This is a genomic window from Shewanella canadensis (assembly GCF_003966225.1).
GTDB lineage: Bacteria > Pseudomonadota > Gammaproteobacteria > Enterobacterales > Shewanellaceae > Shewanella > Shewanella canadensis.
This window is the reverse complement of record NZ_RXNU01000008.1, coordinates 153,438-178,296: the sequence shown is the minus strand read 5'-3', so window position 1 is coordinate 178,296 and position 24,859 is coordinate 153,438. Positions and strand designations below refer to the sequence as shown.

At 44.8% G+C, this 24,859-nt stretch carries 25 protein-coding genes; 10 read left to right on the top strand and 15 right to left on the bottom strand.

The window, feature by feature from the left end:
• The first annotated feature begins 32 nt into the window (after positions 1-32).
• The 4 genes from ydiJ to EKG38_RS16010 all read left to right on the top strand — a co-directional run bounded on the left by ydiJ (position 33) and on the right by EKG38_RS16010 (position 4,616).
• The gene (ydiJ, locus tag EKG38_RS16025; RefSeq protein ID WP_126521235.1) at positions 33-3,092 is read left to right on the top strand and encodes a D-2-hydroxyglutarate dehydrogenase YdiJ; all 3,060 of its coding nucleotides are present in this window, start codon (positions 33-35) and stop codon (positions 3,090-3,092) included.
• Positions 3,093-3,174: 82 nt separating this feature from the next.
• Positions 3,175-3,615, top strand: a complete 441-nt coding sequence (locus EKG38_RS16020; RefSeq protein WP_126521234.1) for a DUF1285 domain-containing protein — start codon at positions 3,175-3,177, stop codon at positions 3,613-3,615.
• A gap of 112 nt (positions 3,616-3,727) precedes the next feature.
• The gene (locus EKG38_RS16015; protein ID WP_126507552.1) at positions 3,728-4,147 is read left to right on the top strand and encodes a MarR family winged helix-turn-helix transcriptional regulator; all 420 of its coding nucleotides are present in this window, start codon (positions 3,728-3,730) and stop codon (positions 4,145-4,147) included.
• A 70-nt stretch (positions 4,148-4,217) separates the two neighbouring features.
• Positions 4,218-4,616 (top strand): PliI family lysozyme inhibitor of I-type lysozyme, encoded by a 399-nt coding sequence (locus tag EKG38_RS16010; protein ID WP_126521233.1) that lies wholly within the window; start codon positions 4,218-4,220, stop codon positions 4,614-4,616.
• A gap of 15 nt (positions 4,617-4,631) precedes the next feature.
• On the opposite strand, the gene EKG38_RS16005 is transcribed toward EKG38_RS16010, so the two are convergent.
• Complete coding sequence (locus EKG38_RS16005; RefSeq protein ID WP_126521232.1) at positions 4,632-4,976, bottom strand: hypothetical protein; 345 nt, start codon at positions 4,974-4,976, stop codon at positions 4,632-4,634.
• A gap of 205 nt (positions 4,977-5,181) precedes the next feature.
• The gene (locus EKG38_RS16000) at positions 5,182-6,216 is read right to left on the bottom strand and encodes a Leu/Phe/Val dehydrogenase (RefSeq protein ID WP_126521231.1); all 1,035 of its coding nucleotides are present in this window, start codon (positions 6,214-6,216) and stop codon (positions 5,182-5,184) included.
• A gap of 258 nt (positions 6,217-6,474) precedes the next feature.
• Here EKG38_RS16000 and EKG38_RS15995 point away from each other — a divergent pair, with 258 nt between their 5' ends.
• Entirely contained in the window at positions 6,475-6,918 is a 444-nt protein-coding gene (locus EKG38_RS15995; protein WP_126521230.1) for a DUF4826 family protein, read from the top strand.
• A 109-nt stretch (positions 6,919-7,027) separates the two neighbouring features.
• Here EKG38_RS15995 and EKG38_RS15990 read toward each other — a convergent pair whose 3' ends face one another.
• The 6 genes from EKG38_RS15990 to EKG38_RS15965 form a co-directional block, all read right to left on the bottom strand.
• A complete protein-coding gene (locus tag EKG38_RS15990; RefSeq protein WP_126521229.1) occupies positions 7,028-8,155 on the bottom strand; it encodes a ribosomal protein uL16 3-hydroxylase in 1,128 nt (375 codons plus the stop codon).
• Positions 8,156-8,265: 110 nt separating this feature from the next.
• The gene (gene purB, locus EKG38_RS15985) at positions 8,266-9,633 is read right to left on the bottom strand and encodes an adenylosuccinate lyase (RefSeq protein WP_126521228.1); all 1,368 of its coding nucleotides are present in this window, start codon (positions 9,631-9,633) and stop codon (positions 8,266-8,268) included.
• A 28-nt stretch (positions 9,634-9,661) separates the two neighbouring features.
• On the bottom strand, positions 9,662-10,276 hold the full coding sequence (gene hflD / locus EKG38_RS15980; protein ID WP_012142227.1) for a high frequency lysogenization protein HflD: 615 nt from the start codon (positions 10,274-10,276) through the stop codon (positions 9,662-9,664).
• Between the two features lie 3 nt (positions 10,277-10,279).
• On the bottom strand, positions 10,280-11,398 hold the full coding sequence (mnmA, locus tag EKG38_RS15975) for a tRNA 2-thiouridine(34) synthase MnmA (RefSeq protein WP_126521227.1): 1,119 nt from the start codon (positions 11,396-11,398) through the stop codon (positions 10,280-10,282).
• 108 nt (positions 11,399-11,506) lie between these two features.
• Positions 11,507-11,983: an NUDIX hydrolase gene (locus EKG38_RS15970; protein ID WP_126521226.1), complete on the bottom strand. Its 477-nt coding sequence runs from the start codon at positions 11,981-11,983 to the stop codon at positions 11,507-11,509.
• An 80-nt stretch (positions 11,984-12,063) separates the two neighbouring features.
• A complete protein-coding gene (locus tag EKG38_RS15965) occupies positions 12,064-12,786 on the bottom strand; it encodes a pseudouridine synthase (protein ID WP_126521225.1) in 723 nt (240 codons plus the stop codon).
• Positions 12,787-13,169: 383 nt separating this feature from the next.
• On the opposite strand from EKG38_RS15965, the gene EKG38_RS15960 reads away from it, so the two are divergent.
• Positions 13,170-15,395 (top strand): NADP-dependent isocitrate dehydrogenase, encoded by a 2,226-nt coding sequence (locus EKG38_RS15960; RefSeq protein ID WP_126521224.1) that lies wholly within the window; start codon positions 13,170-13,172, stop codon positions 15,393-15,395.
• Between the two features lie 115 nt (positions 15,396-15,510).
• On the opposite strand, the gene cspD is transcribed toward EKG38_RS15960, so the two are convergent.
• Positions 15,511-15,717, bottom strand: coding sequence for a cold shock domain-containing protein CspD (cspD, locus tag EKG38_RS15955; protein ID WP_012142231.1), 207 nt, complete (start codon positions 15,715-15,717; stop codon positions 15,511-15,513).
• A gap of 247 nt (positions 15,718-15,964) precedes the next feature.
• Here cspD and clpS point away from each other — a divergent pair, with 247 nt between their 5' ends.
• Both clpS and clpA read left to right on the top strand, forming a co-directional pair.
• A complete protein-coding gene (gene clpS / locus EKG38_RS15950) occupies positions 15,965-16,273 on the top strand; it encodes an ATP-dependent Clp protease adapter ClpS (protein ID WP_126521223.1) in 309 nt (102 codons plus the stop codon).
• 36 nt (positions 16,274-16,309) lie between these two features.
• Positions 16,310-18,568, top strand: coding sequence for an ATP-dependent Clp protease ATP-binding subunit ClpA (gene clpA, locus EKG38_RS15945; RefSeq protein WP_126521222.1), 2,259 nt, complete (start codon positions 16,310-16,312; stop codon positions 18,566-18,568).
• A 110-nt stretch (positions 18,569-18,678) separates the two neighbouring features.
• Here clpA and infA read toward each other — a convergent pair whose 3' ends face one another.
• The 3 genes from infA to aat all read right to left on the bottom strand — a co-directional run bounded on the left by infA (position 18,679) and on the right by aat (position 20,436).
• Positions 18,679-18,897: a translation initiation factor IF-1 gene (infA, locus tag EKG38_RS15940; protein WP_011865366.1), complete on the bottom strand. Its 219-nt coding sequence runs from the start codon at positions 18,895-18,897 to the stop codon at positions 18,679-18,681.
• 128 nt (positions 18,898-19,025) lie between these two features.
• Positions 19,026-19,736: an arginyltransferase gene (locus EKG38_RS15935; protein WP_126521221.1), complete on the bottom strand. Its 711-nt coding sequence runs from the start codon at positions 19,734-19,736 to the stop codon at positions 19,026-19,028.
• Positions 19,726-20,436, bottom strand: coding sequence for a leucyl/phenylalanyl-tRNA--protein transferase (gene aat / locus EKG38_RS15930; RefSeq protein WP_126521220.1), 711 nt, complete (start codon positions 20,434-20,436; stop codon positions 19,726-19,728). The genes EKG38_RS15935 and aat overlap by 11 nt, the downstream gene beginning before the upstream one ends.
• 55 nt (positions 20,437-20,491) lie before the next feature.
• Between aat and EKG38_RS15925 the strand changes: the two genes are divergently transcribed.
• Positions 20,492-20,968: an outer membrane lipoprotein gene (locus tag EKG38_RS15925; protein ID WP_126521219.1), complete on the top strand. Its 477-nt coding sequence runs from the start codon at positions 20,492-20,494 to the stop codon at positions 20,966-20,968.
• An 87-nt stretch (positions 20,969-21,055) separates the two neighbouring features.
• Here EKG38_RS15925 and EKG38_RS15920 read toward each other — a convergent pair whose 3' ends face one another.
• Complete coding sequence (locus EKG38_RS15920; RefSeq protein WP_126521218.1) at positions 21,056-21,415, bottom strand: hypothetical protein; 360 nt, start codon at positions 21,413-21,415, stop codon at positions 21,056-21,058.
• A 529-nt stretch (positions 21,416-21,944) separates the two neighbouring features.
• Between EKG38_RS15920 and EKG38_RS15915 the strand changes: the two genes are divergently transcribed.
• Positions 21,945-22,697 carry a Nif3-like dinuclear metal center hexameric protein gene (locus tag EKG38_RS15915; protein WP_126521217.1) on the top strand — a complete coding sequence of 251 codons (753 nt, stop codon included), beginning with the start codon at positions 21,945-21,947 and terminating at the stop codon, positions 22,695-22,697.
• A 140-nt stretch (positions 22,698-22,837) separates the two neighbouring features.
• On the opposite strand, the gene EKG38_RS15910 is transcribed toward EKG38_RS15915, so the two are convergent.
• Positions 22,838-24,073 carry a sensor histidine kinase gene (locus tag EKG38_RS15910; RefSeq protein ID WP_126521216.1) on the bottom strand — a complete coding sequence of 412 codons (1,236 nt, stop codon included), beginning with the start codon at positions 24,071-24,073 and terminating at the stop codon, positions 22,838-22,840.
• Entirely contained in the window at positions 24,070-24,753 is a 684-nt protein-coding gene (locus tag EKG38_RS15905) for a response regulator transcription factor (RefSeq protein WP_126521215.1), read from the bottom strand. Before EKG38_RS15905 ends, EKG38_RS15910 begins: the two co-directional genes overlap by 4 nt.
• Positions 24,754-24,859: the final 106 nt, after the last annotated feature.

Genomic DNA, 24,859 nt, shown 5'->3' with positions numbered 1-24,859 from the left:
AATTTTAACAATTAAAGTAGACTGAAGCTGATATGTTACCCATCGTTAAGTTACCAAAGTTATCTCATGAACAAACGCTAGAGCCCGTATACCTAGCCTTCCTGGCAGCGCTTGAGCAAAGTGATTTCACTGGTGATATCGATAAACGTTACAGTGCGCGTTTAGCGCAGGCGACGGATAACTCAGTGTATCAATTTCTTCCTCAAGCCGTTATCTATCCCAGAAGTCAGAAAGATGTGCGTTTAGTACTGATGCTGGCGACTAATGCTGAATTTTCACAAGTGGTATTCAGTGCCCGTGGTGGCGGTACAGGAACCAATGGTCAGGCATTGACTCATGGATTAGTCTTGGATCTGTCTCGATATTTGAATAAGGTCATAGAAATTAACCCTGAGGAAGCGTGGGTCAGGGTCGAAGCAGGTGTGGTTAAAGATGCGCTTAATGACGCTCTGAGACCCCATGGATATTTCTTCAGTCCCGATCTCTCCACATCAAATAGGGCGACGATGGGGGGGATGGTTAATACCGATGCCTCGGGAGCCGGTTCGCTGGTTTATGGCAAAACCTCAGATCATGTTATCGGCCTCTCCAGTGTGCTATATGATGGTAGTGTGCTCGATACTTATTCAATCACGCCCAAGGAACTCGAGAATGTTGATGCCGTGACATCTAACCCTCTCGGTCAAACCTTGCTGACGTCGATAGCTAATATTTGCAGTGAAAAACGTCCACTCATTGAATCCAGATTTCCAAAACTTAACCGATTTTTAACGGGTTACGACCTTAAGAATGTATGGAATGATGAGTTAACTGAATTTAACCTGTCGAGAATATTGACTGGCTCTGAAGGTACGCTTGCCGTTATTACCGAAGCGAAATTGAATATTACACCGCTTCCTTCGGTGCGTATGATGGTTAATATCAAATATGATTCTTTCGAATCGGCGCTGCGTCATGCCCCGGAACTCGTGAAAGCCAAAGCGACCGTCGTCGAAACTATAGACTCGAAAGTCCTTAATCTGGCGCAGCAGGACATCATCTGGCACTCCGTTTCTGAGCTGATAAAAGATGTCCCGGGGAGTGCTATCGATGGGCTCAATATGGTGGAGTTTGCCGGAGAGCGGGAGGAGGTCGAGGCCAAAGTCGCCGCATTAACCTCTGCATTAGAGACGCAAATTGATGAATCTGTTGGAGGGCTGCTCGGCTTTCAGGTAACCAAGGATAAACAGAGCATCAATATGATCTACGCCATGCGTAAGAAAGCCGTTGGCCTACTTGGTGCGGCGAAAGGACGTAGAAAACCATTGGCCTTTGCTGAAGACACGGCCGTTCCTCCTGAAAAGCTTGCCGATTTCATCATGGAGTTCAGAGCCTTACTCGACAGTCATCAGCTTCAATATGGGATGTTTGGCCATGTTGACGCCGGCGTGCTTCATGTCAGACCTGCACTGGATATGTGTGATGTCGATGATGAAAGACTGCTTAAAACCGTTTCGGATCAAGTGGCAGAGCTGACATTAAAATATGGCGGTTTAATGTGGGGTGAGCACGGTAAAGGCGTTCGTGGTGAATATGGTCCTTCTGTCTTTGGTGAAGAGCTGTACGGTGTTCTGGAGGAGGTTAAAGGGTTGTTTGACCCTAAGAATAAATTAAATCCCGGTAAGCTGGTGGCCCCTAAAGGGACCGGTGCACTGATTTATAATGTCGATAGTGTTAAACGGGGCAGTTTCGATCGCCAAATTCCCATCGAAACCAGAGAAGCTTTCCCCGATGTGATGAACTGTAATGGCAATGGGCTCTGTTTTAACTACAGTGCCTATTCGCCCATGTGTCCATCGTTTAAAGTCACAGGGGATCGGGTTCAGTCTCCAAAGGGTCGAGCGGGTTTAATGCGAGAATGGTTACGCTTACTCGAATCTGAGGGTGTGGATGTCGAGGCGCTTGCCAAAGCCAAGCCTCTGGGCTGGTTGCAGCGAACTCAAAACACATTAAAAGCGAGTCGTGAGTATGATTATTCACATGAAGTGATGGAGTCATTAAAAGGGTGTTTAGCCTGTAAGGCCTGTACATCTCAATGCCCGGTTAAAGTCGATGTGCCTAAGTTCAGAGCTCAGTTTTTTAATATCTATTATCAAAGGTATCTGCGCCCGGTGAAAGACTACCTCGTGGCGGGAATTGAAGAGAGTTTGCCGTTAATGGCAATGGCTCCAAGGTTAACCAATGTCGTTTCGCAGAACCCGGTAAGTCAGTGGGTGATAAAGAGGTCTCTGGGTTATGTCGATGCTCCGGCGCTATCAGTCCCGACGCTTAAGCAACGTCTCGACGGCTATGCCTGTCGTGGTTATGATCTGGAATCGTTACAAAATATCCCTCAGGGTGAGCGCCAAAACTATGTGTTGGTGGTACAAGATCCCTTTAATAGTTTCTATGAAGCCGATACTGTATATCACTTTATCAAGTTGATTGAGAAACTGGGCCTTAAGCCTGTGCTTTTACCCTTTAAACCCAATGGCAAGCCGATACATATTAAAGGCTTCCTCAGTAAATTTGCTAAGACGGCTCAGTCTTCGGCCGATTTCTTGACTCAGGTTTATGAGCTGAATATGCCGATGGTGGGTGTCGATCCTGCTATGGTGCTGTGCTATCGGGATGAATATCGTGAAGTGCTCGGGGATCGTTGTGGTGATTTTAATGTTAAGTTGTCTAATGAATGGCTCTTAGAGGCTATCGCACATTGCGATAAGCTGACAGTTACTCAAGGTGCTGTAAATGAATTCACCTGGTTCAGCCACTGTACTGAGTCAACGGCAAAACCTAATACCGCGACAGAGTGGAAGAAGATTTTTAGCCATTTCGGTGCAAAATTAGAGACGGTGAGTTTAGGGTGTTGTGGCATGGCTGGTACTTATGGCCATGAAGCCGAGAATCAAGAGAGATCTCGAGAGCTATTTTCCATGTCCTGGGAGCAGACGTTAAAGTCATTACCCAGTGAACAGGTCTTAGTGTCCGGTTACTCTTGTCGAAGTCAGGTGAAACGTTTCGGTGGTTTTAAGCCCAGACATCCGGTTCAGGCGTTATTGGCGCTTTTATAAACCATTAATCTGGTTCACAGTGACAAAAGCCAGGTGTTGTACCGATTGGTATTACCTGGCTTTGTTGTTTTAAGGAGTCGATATGAGTGAAAGTAGCAAGACCGCTGATTGTGAGTTAGCTAAGCTGACAAATGGGGCGCAGCTTTGCTCTGAGGACCCCCTGTTTAATATCACTACTCAGGGTGACTGGTATTATCGAGGAGAGCGATTACCAAACAAGTTTGCCCGGCTCTTCTCCTCGATTTTGCACTGTATCGACGGCCAATATTACTTGATCACACCAGCTGAAAAGTTGCGGGTAACGGTTGCTGATGCGGCGTTAATCATCGTGGGTTACGAACAGAGTGAGCATTCATTTTTGCTGGACTCTGCTCTAGATACTAAGCATAAGGTGGAAAATGTTAAGGCATTTGAACTTAATGATGAAGGCATTTTCCTCGAGTTAGAGAGAGGCCTCAAAGCTAAATTGGGTCGTGCTTGCTATTACCGCTTTATCGATCAGTTCTTAATTTCTGAAAATTAAAACAATTAATCAAAGGCTTAAGCTTTAATTCGTAATTAGTTATGACTAATGCTAGTTTCTTGCAGGCTAAGTGGTAGTATTAAATCAGGTGCTGACGGATGGGAGATGCTGATTGAAACAGTATGAAAGCCTCGGGTATCTGGTGTCGCATTTGAATATTGATCTACAAAATGCATTGGATCAAAAACTCAAACGTTACCAACTCGATATAAAACTCTGGCCGGTTCTTTTTGCCTTGTGGCAAGAGGAGGGGATCACACAGACTGAGTTATCTAAACGGTGCGACGTTGCACATTATACGATGACACGCTTGCTCGACCAACTACAGGTACAAGGCCTGGTTACCCGCCATCAAGAAGCTGACAATCGTCGCGCGTTTCACATTTTTCTGACCGATGCCGGAAAGGCGTTAGAGCAAGATCTTGTGATCGAAGCCGAGCGAGTCAACGCCAACTTTCTTGATAACCTCTCGGGTGATGAGCGCTTAGCCTTTATGGCCTTACTCAATAAAATTAATCGATTCCCTGAATGACCGATTAGTGATTTTGAATCATCTCCTTTTTTGCCGTTATTAAATTCGACAGGTTCAATCAGAGGATCTTATGATCAAATATCTGCCTTTACTCTTGTTATCTTTCTCCTTGAGCGCATGTTCAATCAATATCAACAAACCCAAACCCGATACAGCTGAGCACTCTTCATCCGGGGTTTACCTTGAAAAGTTCGAACTGGCTAGTGGTGCCACATTAGTTGTGAGTGAAGGGAGGTTAGAGCCTAGATCTATAGGGAGTATCACAGTCAAACTGTATCGTGATCTATCTGTTGGAGATTTTGTGGCCGCGGTGTCATTTCCCCGTGATGGCACCATTTTTAAGGCGATGCTAATCGAGAATGGATCGGATAAACAGAAACTTTCGATTACGACGGTGACGGCTGGAAGTGGTAATTACCAGGATAGTCAACAGATCTGCATTAAAGACAACCTGCTCAGCCTGTGTTAACTGATAACGCTTGCCTTAGTTAAGCAGTAAGAATATTAAACCTGAAAGGGTTAAGAAAAGGGTCAGATTTTGAACCAGTTTTCTACTCTGTAGTAAGTTTTCTTTTCCCTGCTTGATACTGGTGATCAGGTTGTTTCTCTTATAGATCCTGCAGACCATCTGTTCAGATGTTGGGTCAATAAGTAATTGAAAACGACATGGATTACCATCATTCAACTGAATGTTATGTTCGCTGTTTTGACCGAAGTTCAGTTTTCTCGACACCATTTTACCATTGACGAAAACTTGCTCTAACCCGCACCAATTGCTGGCTTGAAGTTCGATAACATCTTGGTTGAGATCATACTTGAAAGTAACCATAGCGCTTTCCTACGCGAGATAACGAGCCTCTAAGTCAAGCAGACAAATATGACATTATCCAGTCGAAAGGATTAAATTTCTGTGTCAAATTTCTATCCCTTTGGCAGCACAGGTAAAAAATAATTAATTAAAAAAAGGGACGAAAATAATATTTCGTCCCTCAATCAAACTTGTGAAAAGCGTGTGGTAAGTTTACTTACAAATCTTAGCTTTTAGCGGCTTCAATGATGTTACGTGCCATCTCATCGGCAACCGAACCTGTCGTTCTGTTCTGCTCGTCTGCCTGGGTAAATATTCTCATCAGAGTGCCGTAGATCTCTTCGACTTTTTTAGTCGATGAGGTCACGTCATAATCTTTTTCGAACGACACGTTGATAATGCCACCGGCATTGATCACATAGTCCGGCGCATACAAGATATCGAGCTCTTTAAGCTTCTCACCATGACGTGGCTCGGCTAACTGGTTATTGGCACAACCGGCAACGATCGTCGCTTTAAGTTGTGGGATGGTGACATCATTAATGGTTGCACCCAATGCACAAGGAGCATAAACGTCGACATCTTGCTTATAGATATCTTGTGGAGCCACCACGGTAGCACCGAACTCTGTGGCGACCTTGTCTAATGAAGACTGATGAATATCGGTAACGATTAGCTCGGCTCCCTCTTCGTGCAGATGACGACACAGGTAATAACCAACATGGCCAACACCCTGAACGGAGATTTTAAGCCCTTTGAGTGAGTCAAGGCCGCGCTGATGCTTTACGGCAGCCTTTATTCCTAAATATGTACCCAAGGCTGTGAAAGGTGATGGGTCACCGCTCTTACCTTCAAGGCCAGCCATATAAGGCGTCTCTTCATGGGCAATCATAATATCCGCGGTTGATACACCGACATCTTCAGCCGAATAATATTTTCCACCCAGACCATGGATACAACGGCCGAAAGCACGGAACAGCGCTTCTCTGTTCTCAGTATTTGGCTCGGCGATGATCACAGACTTTCCGCCGCCCATCTCTAATCCGGCAAGGGCATTTTTATAGGTCATGCCACGAGATAGTCTTAATACATCATTTAAGGCTTCGTCGTCAGACTCGTAGTTCCACATTCTACAGCCACCAACAGCAGGCCCTAGTTTGGTATTGTGGATGGCGATAATCGCTTTTAAGCCACTTTCTTTGTCCTGACAAAAGACAACCTGTTCATGTTCGTCAAAAGAGATATGATTGAATACAGCCACGTACAGTTCTCCGCTGGGGAATGAAAACGTCGAGAACATGAAGTGTTCATTCGACGACTTATTTAAATTTATTGCAGAACGATAGCATTTAGAGATACCCTCAACATAGTAAAGATTAGGAATAATTGTGATCTGCGTGGCAATTTAGCTTTCCACTTTACGTTAACGTAAAGTTGGGTGCCATTTCTTCGGTCAAGACCGGGACACTTTTGGAAAGCGCTGTAGGTATACAACATAACAATAAGATAGGAATGAAGTATGACGGAGCAAGCAGTCGATCAAACTCAAGAGATTGATCAGGAAAAACAGGAAGCGTTAAGACAAGAGTGGATCAGAGAACACTTTCAAAAAGCGAATCGTTTTCTCGCCGAAAAAGGAGTGATCCCGAGTAATGTTATTGCTGATGAAAGCCGTTATTTAGCTCCTTACGTTGCAATTTGGAAAATGGAATCTAAACAGCCAAAGAAGCAGACTTTTTGGGTGATGTCCGGCGATCTTCCCTCGGATTATGTCGATGTGAATGTTGCAGGAACGGCGCGTGAGGCGATTCGTCATTTCTCTATGATGTGGCAGCTAAAAGCTGAAAACTTACATAAATCTGGCGCAACCAAAGATCCTATGCAGGCAAAGTTTGCTCAGTTGCTCGTATCACGGGCAGAAAGCCTTTATCAGATCCACAATGATGAAAAGTTGTGGGGATAACCCTGTAATGGGTAATGGGTAACCGTTATGAGAAACAAAATGGCATCGATTCGATGCCATTTTTGATTGTGTCATTTTAAACTCAACAGAACTGTTCCGTAGCGAATACTCAGGCCAGGTAGTAATAGCCTTTATTGAGCTGTTCCAAAATAAAATCTGATAATTCAGTAGATTGGAAAAGTGCTCTAGCCGCTAGATTGGAAATTATCAGAGAATCTGCAATCAGGGATAGTTGCGTCATATCACTGGATTCAAAGTTAACTATCTCACCATTGATAAAAAGCCGGCTGTTTATATCGTTTTCGAGCGAGATGACTTTTAATCCGCCGATCCTGTGTATCTCAGCCCCTTCATACAAGGCTGACTTTAGCTCGCTTAAAGAGTAGGGCGCCTCTGGCTCCGATATATCCAGTTCGAAACGGTTTTGGCTTAACATCTGGCCTAATACCGCTTGATAGTGCTCAGGTTGCTGTAATAACTCACTTAGCAGGCTGAGCATCTCTTGTTGTTGTTTAACGGGCAGTGTCGCCGCACAAGTCGGTTCAGAGCTCGAGGTGAAGCGTTTTAACCCCGTGTTAGTGTCCAACAGGTGATCCGCGATCCCCGTTAATAGCTCTTGCTGATTCGGGGCTCTAAAGCCGATTGAATAGCTCAGGGCTGTGGTGAGCGTTTCGGCGCAATGGGGATAACCTGGCGGGATATAGAGCATATCCCCCGACTCGAGTACGACATCTATGATGGGGTCGAAATCATCGATCAGTGCGGTGTTCATATCGCCACCGCGGGGGGCATATTCACCCTTAGCGCCCACCCTCCAGCGTCTGGTACCTTCTCCCTGTAGCAGAAAAACATCATAATTATCGATATGAGGTCCGACACCGCCACCGGGAGTGGCAAAAGAGACCATAAGATCATCGAAGCGCCAATCAGGGATAAAGCGAAAGGCTTCAATCAGAGGGGTAGTTGCTGGATACCAATGGTTTACTGCCTGAACTAACAGTTGCCAATTTTTTTCACCAAACTCGCTGTAGTCTTCTATGGGGCCCTGAATAATATCCCAACCTTTCTCTTGGGTGACAATCACTCGAGAAGAGATCTCCTCTTCACAGGCAAGACCTGCGAGTTCATCGGCACTAATCGGATCATCAAAATTCGTGAAGGCATTTTTAATCACTAATGGTTTTTTTTGCCAGTGAGAAGTTAAAAACTCAGTGATATTCAGGTTCAGTTTATACATAGACACTTAATTAGATTTTTATGTAACATTAGTCATAAAAAAAGCGGTAAGTTTCAGCTTACCGCTTTTGCTTTGCATAGCTTAAAGATAGCCTGCCATTAAGGTGAAGACTATAGCTCGTCGACGAAGGCTTCCGCGCGACCGATGTAGTTAGCAGGTGTCATCTTCTTAAGTTCGATTTTGACATCTTGTGGTAACTCAAGACCATCAATAAAGACTGCGAGCTGCTCACCATCGATACGCTTACCACGAGTCAGCTCTTTGAGCTTCTCATAGGGTTTCTCGATACCATAGCGACGCATGACTGTTTGTACAGGCTCTGCCAGTACTTCCCAGTTTTTGTCCAGCTCAGCACGAAGTTGCTCTTCATTGACTTGAAGCTTACTGATCCCTTTGAGCGTTGCTTGATAGGCGATTAACGCATGAGCCATACCAACACCTAAGTTGCGAAGAACGGTTGAATCGGTAAGATCACGCTGCCAGCGAGAGACTGGAAGCTTAGACGCGAGATGCTGCATCAGTGCGTTAGCAATACCTAAGTTACCTTCCGAGTTTTCAAAATCGATAGGATTCACTTTATGTGGCATGGTTGAAGAACCAATCTCGCCGGCAATGGTTCTTTGCTTGAAGTGACCCAGAGCGATATAGCCCCAGATATCACGGTCGAAATCGATGAGAACAGTATTGAAACGTGCAACAGCATCGAAGAGCTCGGCGATATAATCGTGTGGCTCGATCTGTGTGGTGTATGGGTTCCAGTTAAGTCCCAGGCTGGTGACAAAACGCTGTGAAAGTGTATGCCAATCGACTTCAGGGTAGGCAGACAGGTGAGCATTGTAGTTACCTACTGCACCATTTATCTTACCCATGATTTCAACTGCATTGATCTGCTTTAATTGACGCTCGAGACGAATGACAACGTTAGCCATCTCTTTACCTAAGGTAGAAGGAGAGGCTGGTTGACCATGAGTTCGTGACATTAAAGGTACTGAACGGTGCTCTTTCGCTAAGGCTTTGATCGCATCGATGACTTGCTGACAGTAAGGTGCTAATACCTGCTCACGTGCTTCACTGAGCATCAGGCCATGAGACAGGTTATTGATATCTTCAGAGGTACAAGCGAAGTGTACAAACTCATCGATTGCAACAAGTTCAGCATTGTTTTCGATTTGCTCTTTGATGAAGTATTCAACCGCTTTTACATCGTGGTTTGTTGTGGCTTCAATCTTTTTAATGCGCAGCGCATCTTCTTCACTGAAGTTATCTTTAATCTGATCGAGAAGGGCAAGCGCGGTCTCGCTAAAGGGGGGAACTTCTTCAATTTCTGGGCAGCTGGAAAGCAGCTTCAACCAGTTTACTTCGACTTGAACACGGTACTTGGTCAGGCCGTACTCGCTGAAAATCCCTCTTAATGAGGCGGTTTTACTACCATAACGACCGTCTACGGGAGAGATAGCAGTTAGTGCGGAAAGTTCCATTTGAAGCTCCTTTATGAACTTGGCTTATTTATAGGGTGAGGCTTTTTTTTGCCGTATCGACTATTGTTTTTCTTGCGAAGACAAGGTGTCTGCGCTTGCCTCCTAATTGGCGCCACAACACTGCGCTGCGCATGGCAGACAGTAGGAGTGCACGGATTTTTTCCTGTACCTGAGATTGTTTCAGATATTCTGGATTACCCGAGATTTGAATTTTTGGACCTAAGGTGCTGATAATATCGCTATAGATACCAGCGAAGTTGGCGATGACCTGTTCGTCGGTGATCTCAAAGTGGTGCAGCTGACGGTGAATCTGATTGATTCTTTCCGATAATATACTCATGGCATTGCCACGAGCCAACTTTCTCTCTAAGGCTAATATACCGACAAGGTATCGAGTGACTTCGACATCTTTATCTTTAGCATCACCGAGTTGATTGATGATGAGTTGGTAGCCTTTATTTAAGGCGACCTTATCAGCATAAACATCTGAGGTCGTGTCTGGATTCGTGACTAAGACAGTGTTTAAACAGGCAGCGAGACTATCTCGGTCTGAGTTTCCATGTCTGGCTATGTGTTGCACTTGTGCTACGGCCTGCAAAATTCCTGCAAAAGCCATAGTACGGTCAATTAGCTGATCGCTCACGTGTTATTCTCTAATTAATGAATCAATGATACCGCCGCCTAAGCAAAGCTCGGCATCATAAAACACCGCCGATTGACCTGGGGTCACCGCGGCTACGGGTTCATCGAATATGACTTTTATTCTATCGTCGCCTTCATAAGTTAATGTGCAGGCAACATCTCTTTGACGGTAGCGAGTCTTGACTGTGATCTGAGCACCATCGATAGGTCCTTTTCTGTCGACCCAGTGGAGTTGATCGGCATAGAAACCCACCGACATTAATCTTGGGTGATGACCACCTTGACCGACAACGAGTACGTTTCTGTCCATCTCTTTGTCGACCACATACCAAGGGTCATCATTACTGTTCTTCATGCCGCCGATACCCAGGCCTTTTCGCTGACCTAATGTGTGGTACATGAGACCCTGGTGAGTGCCGATGACTTCACCTTCGGCGGTTTCAATATTTCCCGGTTGTGCTGGCAGAAAGGTGCTCAGAAAATCAGTAAACTTTCGTTCGCCGATAAAGCAGATCCCGGTACTGTCTTTCTTATCGTGGGTGACAAGACCCATCTCTTTCGCTATCTCTCTGACTTCGCTCTTTTCAAGTTCGCCAACAGGGAAAAGTGAGCGGGATATTTGCTCATGGCTTAAGGTATAGAGGAAGTAGCTTTGGTCTTTATTGCCATCTCTGCCTCGCAGCATCTGGCTTTGACCGCTTTCATCGCTTCTGCGAACATAATGACCCATAGCGATATAGTCAGCATCTAAGATGTCATCAGCAAATTCGAGAAAAGCTTTAAACTTAATCTCTTTATTACAGATGATATCCGGATTTGGCGTTCGGCCCGCTTTATATTCGGCCAAAAAATACTCGAACACATTGTCCCAATATTCAGAGGCGAAGTTTACTGTGTGTAGTTTGATACCCAGCTTGTCACATACTGCTTGCGCATCTTTTAAATCGTCTGCTGCGGCACAATATTCATCGGTGTCATCTTCTTCCCAATTTTTCATGAAAAGACCTTCGACTTGATATCCCTGTTTAAGTAACAGGTAAGCCGAAACTGATGAATCAACACCGCCAGACATGCCGACGATGACTTTTTTATTATTAATAGCAGTGGGTTCGATTAATGCCATAGATCCTAAAACCGTTGAATGTGTATTCGCAGCCTATTGTTCGTGAACATTCTGAAAAAGGTCCAAAGTGACACAGAAAATAAGCTACATTTTCGGGGGCGTATTCTATCACGCATTCGAGCCTGGGGCTAACCTCAGATGGTCCCCATTAAGCAGTTCTAGCGGATAGTGAATTTTGTTGCGAAAGTCATCGAGGCTGGATAACACCAGTGGACTCCTAAGTGCCTGCTCTAAACCCTGTACCTCTTCATAAGTTAACCATAATGCCTGGCTAATGTCCGGGTCTTGAGGCTGGAGAGGGGAGAGAGTTTCGATATGCGCAAAAAAGGTAAATCGAAGAAAGGCGAGGCTATCACTGGCAGCGAATTGATAAATCCCGGTTAAGCCCTGAGGCGACACTTTTAATCCTGTCTCTTCAAAAACTTCCCGTTCACAGGCCATCACCAGAGTTTCATCTTTCTCAAGGTGCCCGGCCGGTTGATTGTAGCGCTTAACCCCATCGATGATCTCTTCGACGATAAGATACCTCTCTTGGCACTCAATAATACAAGCCACGGTGACATTAGGTTTATATCTGTCGCCCATATTCCCCCCTTTCATAATGTGCAAGCTTACAGATAAATAGTGGTGTTTAATGGGCTTATCACTGTAGGGATAAAACCGATTTACACCTGTATGTTTGGCATATCGATACGCTGGAATTCCCCGGATTGGAGGTCGTTAAGACTCCATTGTCCTATTTTATAGCGAATTAATCTGAGAGTGGGAAATCCGATGTTTGCCGTCATTCTTCTTACTTGGCGGTTTCGGCCTTCACATATCTGAATTTCGAGCCAAGTTGTCGGGATACCTTTACGCTCTCTGATAGGTGGAGTACGTGGCCATACATCCGGTTGGGTCATTATCATGACTTTTGCCGGCAAGGTCATCCCATCCTTTAGCTCGACACCATGGCGTAACTTATCGATATCGGCCTCATTGGGTTCACCTTCTACCTGAGCCCAATAGGTCTTGAAGGTTTTTTTCTTAGGCTCGGTGATTTTTGATTGTAACTTTCCATCGTTGGTCAATAAAAGCAGGCCTTCACTATCTCTGTCCAGCCGCCCTGCGGCATAGACATCCGGAATGGGAATGTAGTCTTTTAAGGTTTGTCGTCCCTGCTCATCAGTGAACTGGCAAAGTACATCGAACGGCTTGTTAAACAAGACGATGATGGGATCTTTTGCTCTGGGCTTACCTGAAACCGTTTTACGGGTTTTGTGTTTTTCAGCCCCCTGGTGTGGGCTTTTTGTCTTATTAAACCTGTTGGTCACTCTGCCTCTGCGATCTGTCGAGGAAGGTGAAGTGGCGCTTTTAGATCTTGTTTGACGAGAATTTGTGTGACTCACTTGGGCTAACTTCTGGCATAGTATGACTTAATTGATACTAGTGTACTGCGCATTGGCCATTAGTGGAATTTGAATATTGTCTGGAATGTTTTATGATATGCGCCATTAAAGTGTGATCTGCGCCAAATTGTTATTGAGTTTTGAGAAGTTCAACTCGGGTGGTAATGCGTGATTAAGGCCTGAAAAGTTTGTGTTTGGTGAGTTATAAACTCATGTTATCAAATGCTTTATGCTCTTCACCGACCACCTTTAGTAGTGATTAGAAGGCCGTTAGCAGGCTTGTATAATAACGCTTATAAGAAACTGTATGTAAGTATAATAAGCAGTATAAGAATAAATTAAATTATCATAAATTATTATTTTACAACAATGTAGGACTAAAAATGACCGACAAATCATCAACGATTATCTATACTGAAACGGACGAAGCGCCAGCCTTAGCCACTCTGTCTTTGTTACCTATTATCAAGACGTTTACTCAAGCTGCTGGTGTGAATGTTGAAACTCGTGATATCTCTCTATCGGGTCGGATTATTGCTAATTTCCCAAACAAGCTTTCAGATGCACAAAAAATTTCAGATGCCTTGGGTGAATTAGGTGAGATGGTGGGTAAGCCTGAAGCGAATATTATCAAGCTACCTAATATCAGTGCATCAATTCCTCAGCTTAAAGCCTGTATTTTAGAGTTACAGAATAAAGGCTACGACATTCCGTCCTATCCCGATGAGCCAGCAAATGCAGCCGAAAAAGCGATTCAGTCACGCTATGACAAAATTAAAGGCAGCGCGGTTAATCCGGTTCTTCGTGAAGGAAACTCAGATCGTCGCGCTCCGGGTTCAGTAAAGAAGTATGCACAAAAGCATCCTCACTCGATGGGGGCCTGGAGTCGTGATTCAAAATCTCATGTTGCCCATATGAGTGAAGGCGATTTTTATGGTAGTGAGAAATCATTAACGCTTGATAAAGAGAGTAATGTACATATCGTACTGGCCAAGAAAGATGGCGGTGAGATGGTATTAAGAGAGTCACTCTCTTTGAAGGTCGGTGAAGTTATCGATGCTTCTGTCATGAGTAAAAAATCACTGGTTGAGTTCTTCGAGCGTGAAACTCAAGATGCGAAGGCACAGGGCGTTCTACTCTCGCTGCACTTGAAAGCGACCATGATGAAAGTCTCTGACCCTATTCTTTTTGGTCATGCCGTTAAGGTGTACTACAAAGAGTTATTCGCTAAGCATTCAGATCTGTTTGAGCAACTGGGCGTGGATGTAAATAATGGTCTTGGTGATGTATACGCGAAGATAGCCACGCTACCTGAGGCACAAAAAGCTGAAGTTGAAGCCGATATCGCAGCTATCTATCAGACTCGTCCTGAGCTTGCTATGGTCGATTCAGACAAGGGGATCACCAACCTGCATGTACCTAGTGATGTAATTATTGATGCGTCTATGCCTGCTGCAATTCGTACGTCAGGCATGATGTGGGGCGTAGATGGTCAGCCTAAAGATACTAAGGCGATGATCCCGGATCGCTGCTATGCCGGTGTGTATCAAGAGACTATCCAATTTTGTAAAGAAAATGGTGCGTTTAATCCTTCTACCATGGGAAGCGTGCCAAATGTGGGTTTGATGGCACAAAAGGCTGAAGAGTATGGCAGCCATGATAAAACATTTGAGATCCAGGCTGCGGGTACGGTTCGAGTCATAGATAACCATGGTGACGTACTCTTGTCACATGACGTTGAAGCCGGTGATATCTGGAGAATGTGTCAGGTTAAAGACGCGCCAATTCGTGATTGGGTGAAACTGGCCGTTAAACGCGCACGTCTTTCATCGACTCCTGCCGTGTTCTGGTTAGATGAAAGCCGTGCTCATGATGCTCAAATCATTAAGAAAGTGAATCAGTATCTGCCTGAACATGACACTGACGGGTTAGCGATCCACATCATGTCACCGGTTGAAGCGACTCGGTTTACGCTACAACGAACTAAAGATGGTTTAAATACCATCTCTGTGACCGGTAACGTACTGCGTGATTACCTGACCGATCTATTCCCAATTCTCGAGCTTGGAACGAGTGCAAAAATGCTCTCAATCGTCCCTTTGATGAATGGCGGTGGATTATTCGAAACCGGTGCTGGCGGAAGTGCGCCTAAGCATGTTCAGCAAGTCGAGAAGGAAGGTCACCTGCGTTGGGATTCTCTGGGTGAGTTTTTGGCGCTGGCGGCATCGCTGGAGCATCTGAGCCAGACGACCGATAACGTTAAGGCACAAGTATTGGCCGATACGTTAGATAGCGCGATTGGCCGATTCCTGGACCAGAATAAGTCACCCTTGCGCCGTGTCGGTCAGCTCGATAACCGAGGTAGTCATTTCTATCTGGCAATGTATTGGGCTCAGGCCGTTGCGGAGCAGAGTCAGGATGCAGAATTGAAAGCACAGTTTACCGGACTGGCTGAATCACTGGCGAACAGTGAAACTACAATAGTCGATGAACTCAATAGCGCTCAGGGTAATGCTGTCGATCTTGGGGGTTATTATCGTCTCGATGCAGATAAAGCCGCCGCAGAGATGCGTCCGAGTGCAACATTAAATGCCTTGTTTACGGTTTAACGCTATTTGAACAATGAAGTGGTCCGCCGCTTCGTTGTGATAATTTAGGAATATTGAGAAAATAAAAAGGCAGGGAATATTACATTCCCTGCCTTTTTTGTCTTACATCGCACCACTAATTTGTTGGCGAAATTGCTGACGCGTGCATACCTTTTGGACCCGCTTCCACTTCGAATTGGACTGGTTGGCCTGCTTTTAGAGTTCGATAGCCTTCCATTTCGATGGTAGAATAGTGTGCAAAAACGTCTTCACCACCAGCTTCAGGGCAGATAAACCCGAATCCTTTGGCGTTGTTGAACCATTTAACAGTTCCGTTTGCCATACTTCCACTTCCTTCTGTTGTCTACTTCCCAGTAAGATAGTAAAACTTAACAGGCGGGAAAAATTCACCGCCTGTTGAACAGAATGAAAGCAGTATGATTGTATGTCAAGAATAAATTAACAATTAATCAACAAACCGATAAAAAAGTTGTATCAATTAGTGCGAGATATATGAGATGTTGAGTTATCAATGGGAATTAAATTGTCATTGATTGGTACAAGCCAATACTAGAGGCTAATATTGAAACATGGGTAAAGCAGTAAATATCGAACATGTAGAAGAGCGTGTTGAATCGGAATTAATGCCACCACCGATGTATAAGGTGATATTAAACAATGATGACTACACTCCGATGGATTTTGTGATTGAGGTTTTACAACTCTTTTTCAAAAAGAATGAACAGGATGCCACGGACATCATGTTGGCTATTCATAATCAGGGTAAAGGGATCTGTGGAGTATTTCCCTTTGGTATTGCAGAAACTAAGGTTGCTCAAGTAAATGAGTTTGCAAGACAAAACCAACATCCGTTACTGTGTTCTTTAGAGAAAGCCTGAATTAGGTAAATTACGTTGTAAATTTAGGGGGTGCTTATGTTAAATAAAGATCTTGAAGTCACCTTGAATCTGGCCTTTCAACAGGCCAGAGATGCCCGTCATGAGTATATGACGGTTGAACACTTGCTCTTAGCATTGATTGACAACCCTGCGGCACAAGAAGCTTTGGTGGCTTGTGGGGCAAATCTTGATAAGTTAAGAGAAGATGTGTCAGGTTTTATTCAACAAACGACGCCTATTATCGCCGATCCTGAAGACGATAGAGAGACTCAGCCTACACTAGGCTTTCAACGAGTACTGCAAAGGGCCGTTTTTCACGTTCAATCATCTGGTCGCAATGAGGTTACCGGTGCCAACGTTCTCGTTGCCATCTTCAGTGAGCAGGAATCTCAAGCTGTCTATCTCCTGCGTAATGGCGAAGTGACTCGTCTCGATGTGGTCAATTTTATCTCTCATGGTGTCTCTAAAAATGAGGTCGATAGCGGTTTGCATCAGGAGCAGATCGAAGATCAAACAGAGACAGAAGAAGAGAAGAGCAAATTATCTCAGTTTGCCGACAATCTTAACGAACGGGCGCTTAACGGAAGTATCGATCCCTTAATCGGTCGAAGTGAAGAGATAGAGCGCTCCATTCAAATTCTCTGTCGCAGAAGAAAAAATAATCCCCTGTTAGTGGGGGAAGCGGGGGTGGGCAAGACCGCCATCGCTGAGGGGCTGGCGTACCGAATTGTAAAAGAGGAAGTCCCTGAAATTATGAGTAAGGCAACCGTCTACTCATTAGACTTAGGTGCCCTGTTAGCCGGGACTAAATATCGCGGTGATTTTGAAAAACGGTTTAAGAGTCTGCTTAAAGAACTCGAACAGGATGAACATGCGATTTTGTTTATCGATGAAATTCATACCATCATAGGTGCCGGTGCGGCATCGGGTGGAGTGATGGATGCATCTAACCTGCTTAAACCTTTGTTGTCTGGTGGCAAGCTGAGATGCATGGGCTCGACCACTTATCAGGAATACCAGAGTATTTTTGAGAAGGATAGGGCATTAGCCAGGCGTTTCCAGAAGGTGGATATTAATGAACCTTCGGTGGCTGAAACCACCAAGATCCTTCAGGGGCTCAAATCCAAGTATGAAGAGCATCATGGGGTCAGATACACGATGGCTGCGCTGAGCGTTGCGGCTAAGCTGTCTGCTAAACATATTAACGATCGTCATCTCCCGGATAAAGCCATCGATGTTATCGATGAAGCGGGCGCTCGAATGGCGATGCAACCCGCGAGTCGTCGTAAGAAAACGATTGGGCAGGGAGAGATCGAATCTATCATTGCCAAGATGGCGCGTATTCCTGAGAAGTCTGTATCGGCAACTGACAAAGATCTTCTGCGTAATCTTGACCGTAACCTAAAGATGGTGGTGTTTGGTCAGGATAATGCGATTGAGAGCCTCAGCTCGGCGATTCGCTTGTCCAGAAGTGGTTTAGGTGGAGAGCAAAAGCCTGTGGGCAGCTTTTTGTTTGCCGGTCCGACAGGGGTTGGTAAAACTGAGGTGACGAGCCAGCTGGCTAAATGTCTTGGTCTTAACTTAGTGCGATTCGATATGTCTGAGTATATGGAAAGTCATACGGTCTCACGTCTTATCGGTGCGCCTCCTGGGTATGTTGGTTACGATCAAGGTGGTCTGTTAACCGATGCTGTGATTAAAACGCCCCACTGTGTGGTCTTGCTCGATGAGATCGAAAAGGCGCATCCTGATGTCTATAACTTGCTGTTGCAGGTGATGGATCACGGTACCTTAACGGACAACAATGGTCGTAAAGCCGATTTCAGGCATGTGACGCTGGTGATGACGACGAATGCGGGTGTTCAGGAGACGGTGAGAAAGTCGATAGGCTTTAAGCAACAAGATCACAGTCTGGATGCATTAGCTGAGATCAATAAAATCTTTTCACCGGAGTTCAGAAACAGGTTGGACGAGATAATCTGGTTCAACCACCTCGATATGATGGTGATTGCTAAGGTTGTAGATAAGTTCCTCGTCGAACTTCAGGCTCAACTTGATGATAAGGGCGTAACTTTAGAGGTTACTGATGAAGCCAGAACCTTACTTGCAGAGAAAGGTTATGACAAGTCGATGGGAGCAAGGCCGATGGCGAGAGTCGTTACCGAATTGATTAAGCGGCCGTTAGCCGATGAGATCCTGTTCGGCGACCTTGAGAAGGGTGGTGTTGCCCATGTCGATATCAATAAAGATGAAATCGTTATCTCTATCAAGAGTCCAGAGAAAGTGAATAGCTGATGTTGTCGTGTTTATTGGAATAAAAAAAAGGCTGCAACTGCAGCCTTTTTTAATACGATTGAAATAAAAAAACCGGCCTTGCCGGTTTTTAAAAATCTGTTATTGCTAACTTAGCGTGAACGGAAGACGATGCGACCTTTGCTCAAATCGTAAGGGGTCAGCTGAACTGTGACCTTATCACCGGTCAAAATTCTAATGTAGTTTTTACGCATTTTGCCTGAGATGTGTGCAATCACAACGTGACCGTTCTCTAGCTCTACACGAAACATTGTGTTCGGCAAGGTTTCAAGGATCGTGCCTTGCATCTCAATGTTGTCTTCTTTCGCCATTAATCAATTATCCTGTTAGCCTTCGAATATTAAAAACGGGCGTATCATGCCGCAATTTACCGCTCCTGTAAAGAAAAGGTTAGCCTAAGCGTGATAAATAGCCAAGGGAGAAGATTGGCTAATTGGTTTTATTCTTCAGGAGTTTGCTGCCAACCAGATGAGGTTAAAATCTGATATGGCGTGTAGTCACGCTTATAGTTCATCTTTCTCGATTCATCGATCTGATATCCGAGGTAGATGAAATCTTTGTGCATGAGTTTTGCCAGGCGGCATTGGATTAGAATGAGTAGTGAGCCCAAGGAGCGTTTATGTTCATCGGGAGCAAAAAAGCTGTAGATGGCCGATAAACTGTTTGGCAGTATATCGGTAACGGCAACGCCGATTAGTGTATCGTTTTTCCACAGTTCAATAAATATGGGGTCGAGCCAGCCTGAATCGATAAAATGATTATATTGTTCCCTCGAAGCGGGATACATAGGACCATCTTTGTGCCTTACATTGATGTAAGTTTCATAAAGTTCATAATGGTGTTCGGTTTGCTTTTCGACAATTTTCCAAATGAGATCCTGGTTATTTTTCAGGGTTCTTTTTTGTCTTCTTGAAGGCGTGAATAAAAAGGAGGGGATCCTAATTGGCAGACAGGCGTTACAATGTGGACATTGGGGCTTATAGATAGTACCGCCGCTGCGCCTGAAACCTAACGCTAAGAGTTGCTCGAATAGTGCCAACCCAATATTGTCCTCCTGAAGGACCAATAACTGTTCTAACTCTGTTTCGATATAGCTGCAGGGAAAGGTTTTCGTTATTCCGACCGATATTGGCTGTGATTTAAAGCTCAAGAAATACCTCTTTTACTACCCAAGAGTTCGAGGCGACCTTACCGTCACGAAAACGTTTAAGTAGATTAATAAAATCTTTTCTCTTTAATGCGGTGGCGCCTAATGATTCAAGATGCGGGTTCACCACCTGAGCGTCTATGAGTTTGAACCCTTGTTTTAAAAGATACTGATGTAATACCAGCATGGCAGCTTTAGAAGCATTTGTCTGTGTATGAAACATCGACTCGCCACAGAAAACCTGCCCTATAGCCAGTCCGTATAAACCGCCAATGAGTGTCCCTTCACTCCAGACCTCCACAGAATGTGCCAGCCCCTGTTTGTGTAGCTCAAAGTAGGCGTGTTGAATGTCTTGGGTGATCCATGTGCCATCCTGCGCAGCCCTTGGTGCAGCACAGCCGAGCATGACCTCTTTAAAGGCGCGGTTTATGGTAAAGGTCCAAGTTTGCTTCTTAAGTGACTTAATCAAGCTTCGGCTGGCTTTCATCGTGCCGGGAACGAACACTGCACGGGGATCGGGAGACCACCAAAGAATAGGGTCGTCGGCATTAAACCAGGGGAAAATACCTTCGTAATAGGCATTTAACAGTCGAGTCGGATGTAGGTCTCCACCGATAGCGAGCAGGCCGTTAGGATCGGTTAGCGCGTATTCCGGTGAAGGAAACCTTTCGAGTTCATGATTTAAATAGGACAGTGAGTTCACAATTGAGTAATATTATCTTTATGAGACCTCCTTATAAGTTAGCGGAAAATTGATTATGTTGAAACCTAGTATTAGTCGCTTATTCTACGTTTGCTTGTTTTTTAGCATATTCTTGCCGGCGCATGCCGGTTATGATCGTAACCAGGCTGTACCCGTTGAAAAAGTGGTCTACGGTAGTATTGTTTCTGTCAGGAATATCACTCAGAAACAGCTGGTAGAGGATAGAAATCAAGGCTGGAAAACTTTCGGTGGAGCCCTTATTGGTGGTGTCGTCGGTCATCAATTTGGTGGTGGAAGCGGCAAGGATGTTGCGACCGTACTCGGCGCACTGATTGGTGCCGGGATTGGCAATCGTCATGGTGACTCGAGTTATGTCCAAGAATTAAAACTGGTTGAATTGATGATAAAGCAAGATGATGGCGAGCAAGTGATGATTATTCAGGACTTAGATCCGGGAATGGTTTTCAATGCGGGGGATGAAGTCCGGGTGGTTTATCTTCAAGGTGGCGTTAGGGTCGATCGTGCAATGTAATACCAATCTATATTGATATTGTACAAAACCCGAGTAAATAAAAAGGAGCCAATGGCTCCTTTTTATTTACAGCAAGTAGAATCGGGACTAGAAACCGCGAGGTAGCTGTCCTTTTCCTGCAAGTTTCTCACGCCATAACTCTTTCGGTGTTTTACCACCGCCAGTATTAACAGGCTTGGCTTTCTTCGTTGCCGGAGCCTTTTTGGCTGCCGCTTTAGGCTTTGTGGTTTTAGCCACGGGTTTCGCTTTAGTTTCTGTTGCTGCTTGAGGTGATGTTTCGCCGTTCATTTCGGCTAGCATGCTCTCGAGTTCACTGAAACGTAGTGACTTACCGCCATCGATTTTGTACCAGCTTCCCTTTTGCTCGATTGTTACAGCACTACCTTGCTTGTCGGCTAAGGCAGACTCTAACGCGCTGATAACCTCTTCTTTGGTCAGTTTTGACATAGTTATAACCTATTTATTTTAATGTTTACCTGAAGGTTTGAGCCAATTTTATAGGTGAAACTGGTATAAAGTCCAATTTTCACTGAAAATCTGACGTTTTCATCGATTTTATGAGCATAATGCGACTAAAATCATAACGAATCCGGTAACAATCAGGTGATTTAGTTACCACTTAGTTTAGTTAATAATCAGATGGGTATGAGGGCTGTGTCATTATATACCAATTACATTAAGTATATGCTCAATTCAGAGCCCCTCAGGGCTTTCAATTCAAGGCGCATTGATGAGGAAATGGTTATTCCCTTTTAAGTCAATGCAAAGTAGAAGTGGAAGTCCTGAGGCGTTCACTTAGTGCGGGTTTCAAAGCCCTTTATGCAGCGTTAAGCACTTTCGATATAGAATAACTATTAGCATCAAGTACTCGCCTTGCCTACAGGGCTTTGAATTCCCGCTGAATGAGCAGTTATTCAATGTAATTGGTATTATTGATCGGTTACACTTCCACAAAAGAATAATCAAGGGTGTTTCAATGACACGTACAGAACTAAGCCGATATCTTTCAGAGTTTCTTCAGATTTCCAACTATAAAGACTATGCCCCCAATGGATTACAAGTGGAAGGCCGCTCAAAGATCGCCACAATAGTCACTGGCGTAACGGCTTGTCAGGCATTGATCGACCGAGCCATAGAGCTAAATGCCGATGCGATTCTCGTACATCATGGTTTCTTCTGGAAAGGGGAGCCTGAAGTTATCACGGGAATGAAGCAGCGTAGGATCAAGGCACTACTAGCCCATGATATCAATCTGTTCGGTTACCATCTGCCACTGGACGGTCACCCTATGTTAGGCAATAACGCCGAGCTCGGCCGCAGACTCGATATCTCGGATGCCGAGCCGGTAGAGGACGTTGCTCAGGGACTTATCTGGCAGGGGCGGCTTGATACGCCTATGTCTGTCGAGGCTTTCTCCGCTCGATTAAACCATGTATTAAACAGAGAAGCGCTGCATATTGGCCAGAGCAATGATGAGATCCAAACCATCGCCTGGTGCAGTGGTGGCGCCCAGGATTATATAGATATCGCCGCCGATCTCGGTGTCGATGCCTTTATCAGTGGTGAAGTATCGGAGCGTACCTTCCACAGTGCCATGGAGTTAGGTGTCCACTATTTCGCCGCAGGGCACCATGCGACCGAGCGTTATGGGATACAGGCACTGGGAGAGCATTTAGCGAGAGAATTTAATTTAGAGCATCACTTCGTCGACATCAATAATCCTGTGTGATTGAAGGGCCTTAAATATTAGTGCATGGCTTTGAGTCCCCTGAAATTGTCAACCGGACTCTTCATTCCTTTGGGATCGGTTTATAGGGTCGATAATGGCATAGATGCATTGAGTGGCAACCTCAATGCATTTTTATAATGTCAGGCTCGCGGCCAACTCATTTCGAATCTGGCACCTCCAAGGTGGCCGTTGGTCACAGAAATATTGCCGCCATTGAGTTCTATCGCTAATTTAGCAATAGCAAGGCCTAAGCCAGCGCCCTGATGAGGCTTATTGCGACTCTTATCTATTTGATAAAACGGGATGAATACTTTATTTAAGCTAGATTCTGGCAGGCCCGAGCCATCATCTTCGACGACCAGTTTAATCCTTGTCTGATCTCTGAAAAGGTGTACTTCTATTCGCTCAACGGCAAATTTCTCTGCATTATCGAGTAAATTGTAAATGGCTCTTTCAATTAAGAGGGGTTGAGCCGAGATATAAATATCTGGTTCGGCGGTTAAATTGACCTGAGAGTATCTTTGACTGCACTCTATAACTAATTGACTTAAATCGAGTGACTGTAGTTCTTGAGGCGTGGGGTTATATTGTGCCCGGGCAATCCAAATCAATTCTGTTGTCAGTTCTTCGAGTTCAGATAAACCTTCATCCATCTCACGGAGGTAAATATCCGGTTCGCCATAATCACCTTTGCGACCCATATCCAGCGCGAGTCTTAATCGCATCAAGGGACTACGCAGTTCATGGCCGATTGCGCCATTCAATATTATCTGTTGTTGTTTTTGCAGCATCAGCTGTTCAGCTAATTGATTCGTCAACGACAACAGTTTATTCAGGGGTTTATGCCTGCTCCTTGGGATCTGTTTACCATAATCCCCCCCCACGATCCGCTCGATCGCCTGACTCATGCCTTCAAGGTACCGATAGCTCACCCGTGATATCAGAAATACCAGTAGTGCCACCAGAATGAAGATCAACAGGTAACTGGCATAAATCATGACCAGATAGCCGGCGCTGGCCTCTTGTGCATAACTGAATATGAGATGGTTTTGTTGGGTAAAAGGAACCTCTACCTGAACATATTCACCCGAGTCTGTGATTGAGTATTGAGCGATCTTTGAATGAGATATGGAGGGCTCTGCGATGGTTATCCTTACCCCTAACTGACTCGACCACCAGGCAAGGACCTCAGTTTCACTGCTCAAACCATTATCGAGTTCTCTTTTAATGCTATTTCGAACAATCTGACTTTGCTCAAGATAGTAAGACTTTGCCTGTTCGAGATATACCTCCTGTTCTAGATAGGCAATCAAGGTCAAAACCAGCAAGGTGGCACTCATACAGATAATGAAGAGTCGGACGAATAACTGTTTCATTGGGCATCTGTATCAATAAAGAGGTAGCCGGCCTGCCTCAGAGTACGGATATACTCCTTGTTGGGACTGTGTTGTTTTAATTTTTTTCGTAATTTGGATATCCGCATATCGATCGAACGGTCTAAACCGTCGAAATCTTTATCCATGATCTGTTGAAATAATGCTTCGCGGCTGATCACCTGACCGACATTCGAGGCCAGTATCCACAGCAGTTGAAATTCAGAGTCTGTAATATCGATAGCTTGACTGTTTATGATGACTTTTCGGCTGTCAGGGTTGATATCAAGATCAGCCACTTGGATATGTGTACCCCGACCCCGAGTCTGTCGTCTCAATAGTGCGTTGATTCTGGCGAGTAAAATATCAGGTTTTACCGGTTTTATGACAAAATCATCGACACCGGCCTTAAATGCCGACACCTCATTTAGATCTCCCTCATGGGCTGTCAGCATTAAGATGCTGTTTTTAAAGCTGGATCGCACCGCATCGCACACTTCGAAGCCATCCTTACCGGGCAACATCATATCTAAAATGACCAAATCCGGGTTCAGTGACCCAATAATGGTGATGGCATCATCACCATTATTGGCATGATTGACATCAAAACCTTCAAATGACAGTAACCGTACGAGTAGTCGGGCAATTTTTTCATCGTCCTCGACCAATAATATATGTGGCATCGAATATTTCTCTCACAACATCATGCTTCTGGCTCAAGAATAGCAAACTATAAGCAGTCGAGGTTTTCAGGGATCTTGATTTAATTGAATAATGAACGATTAAAGA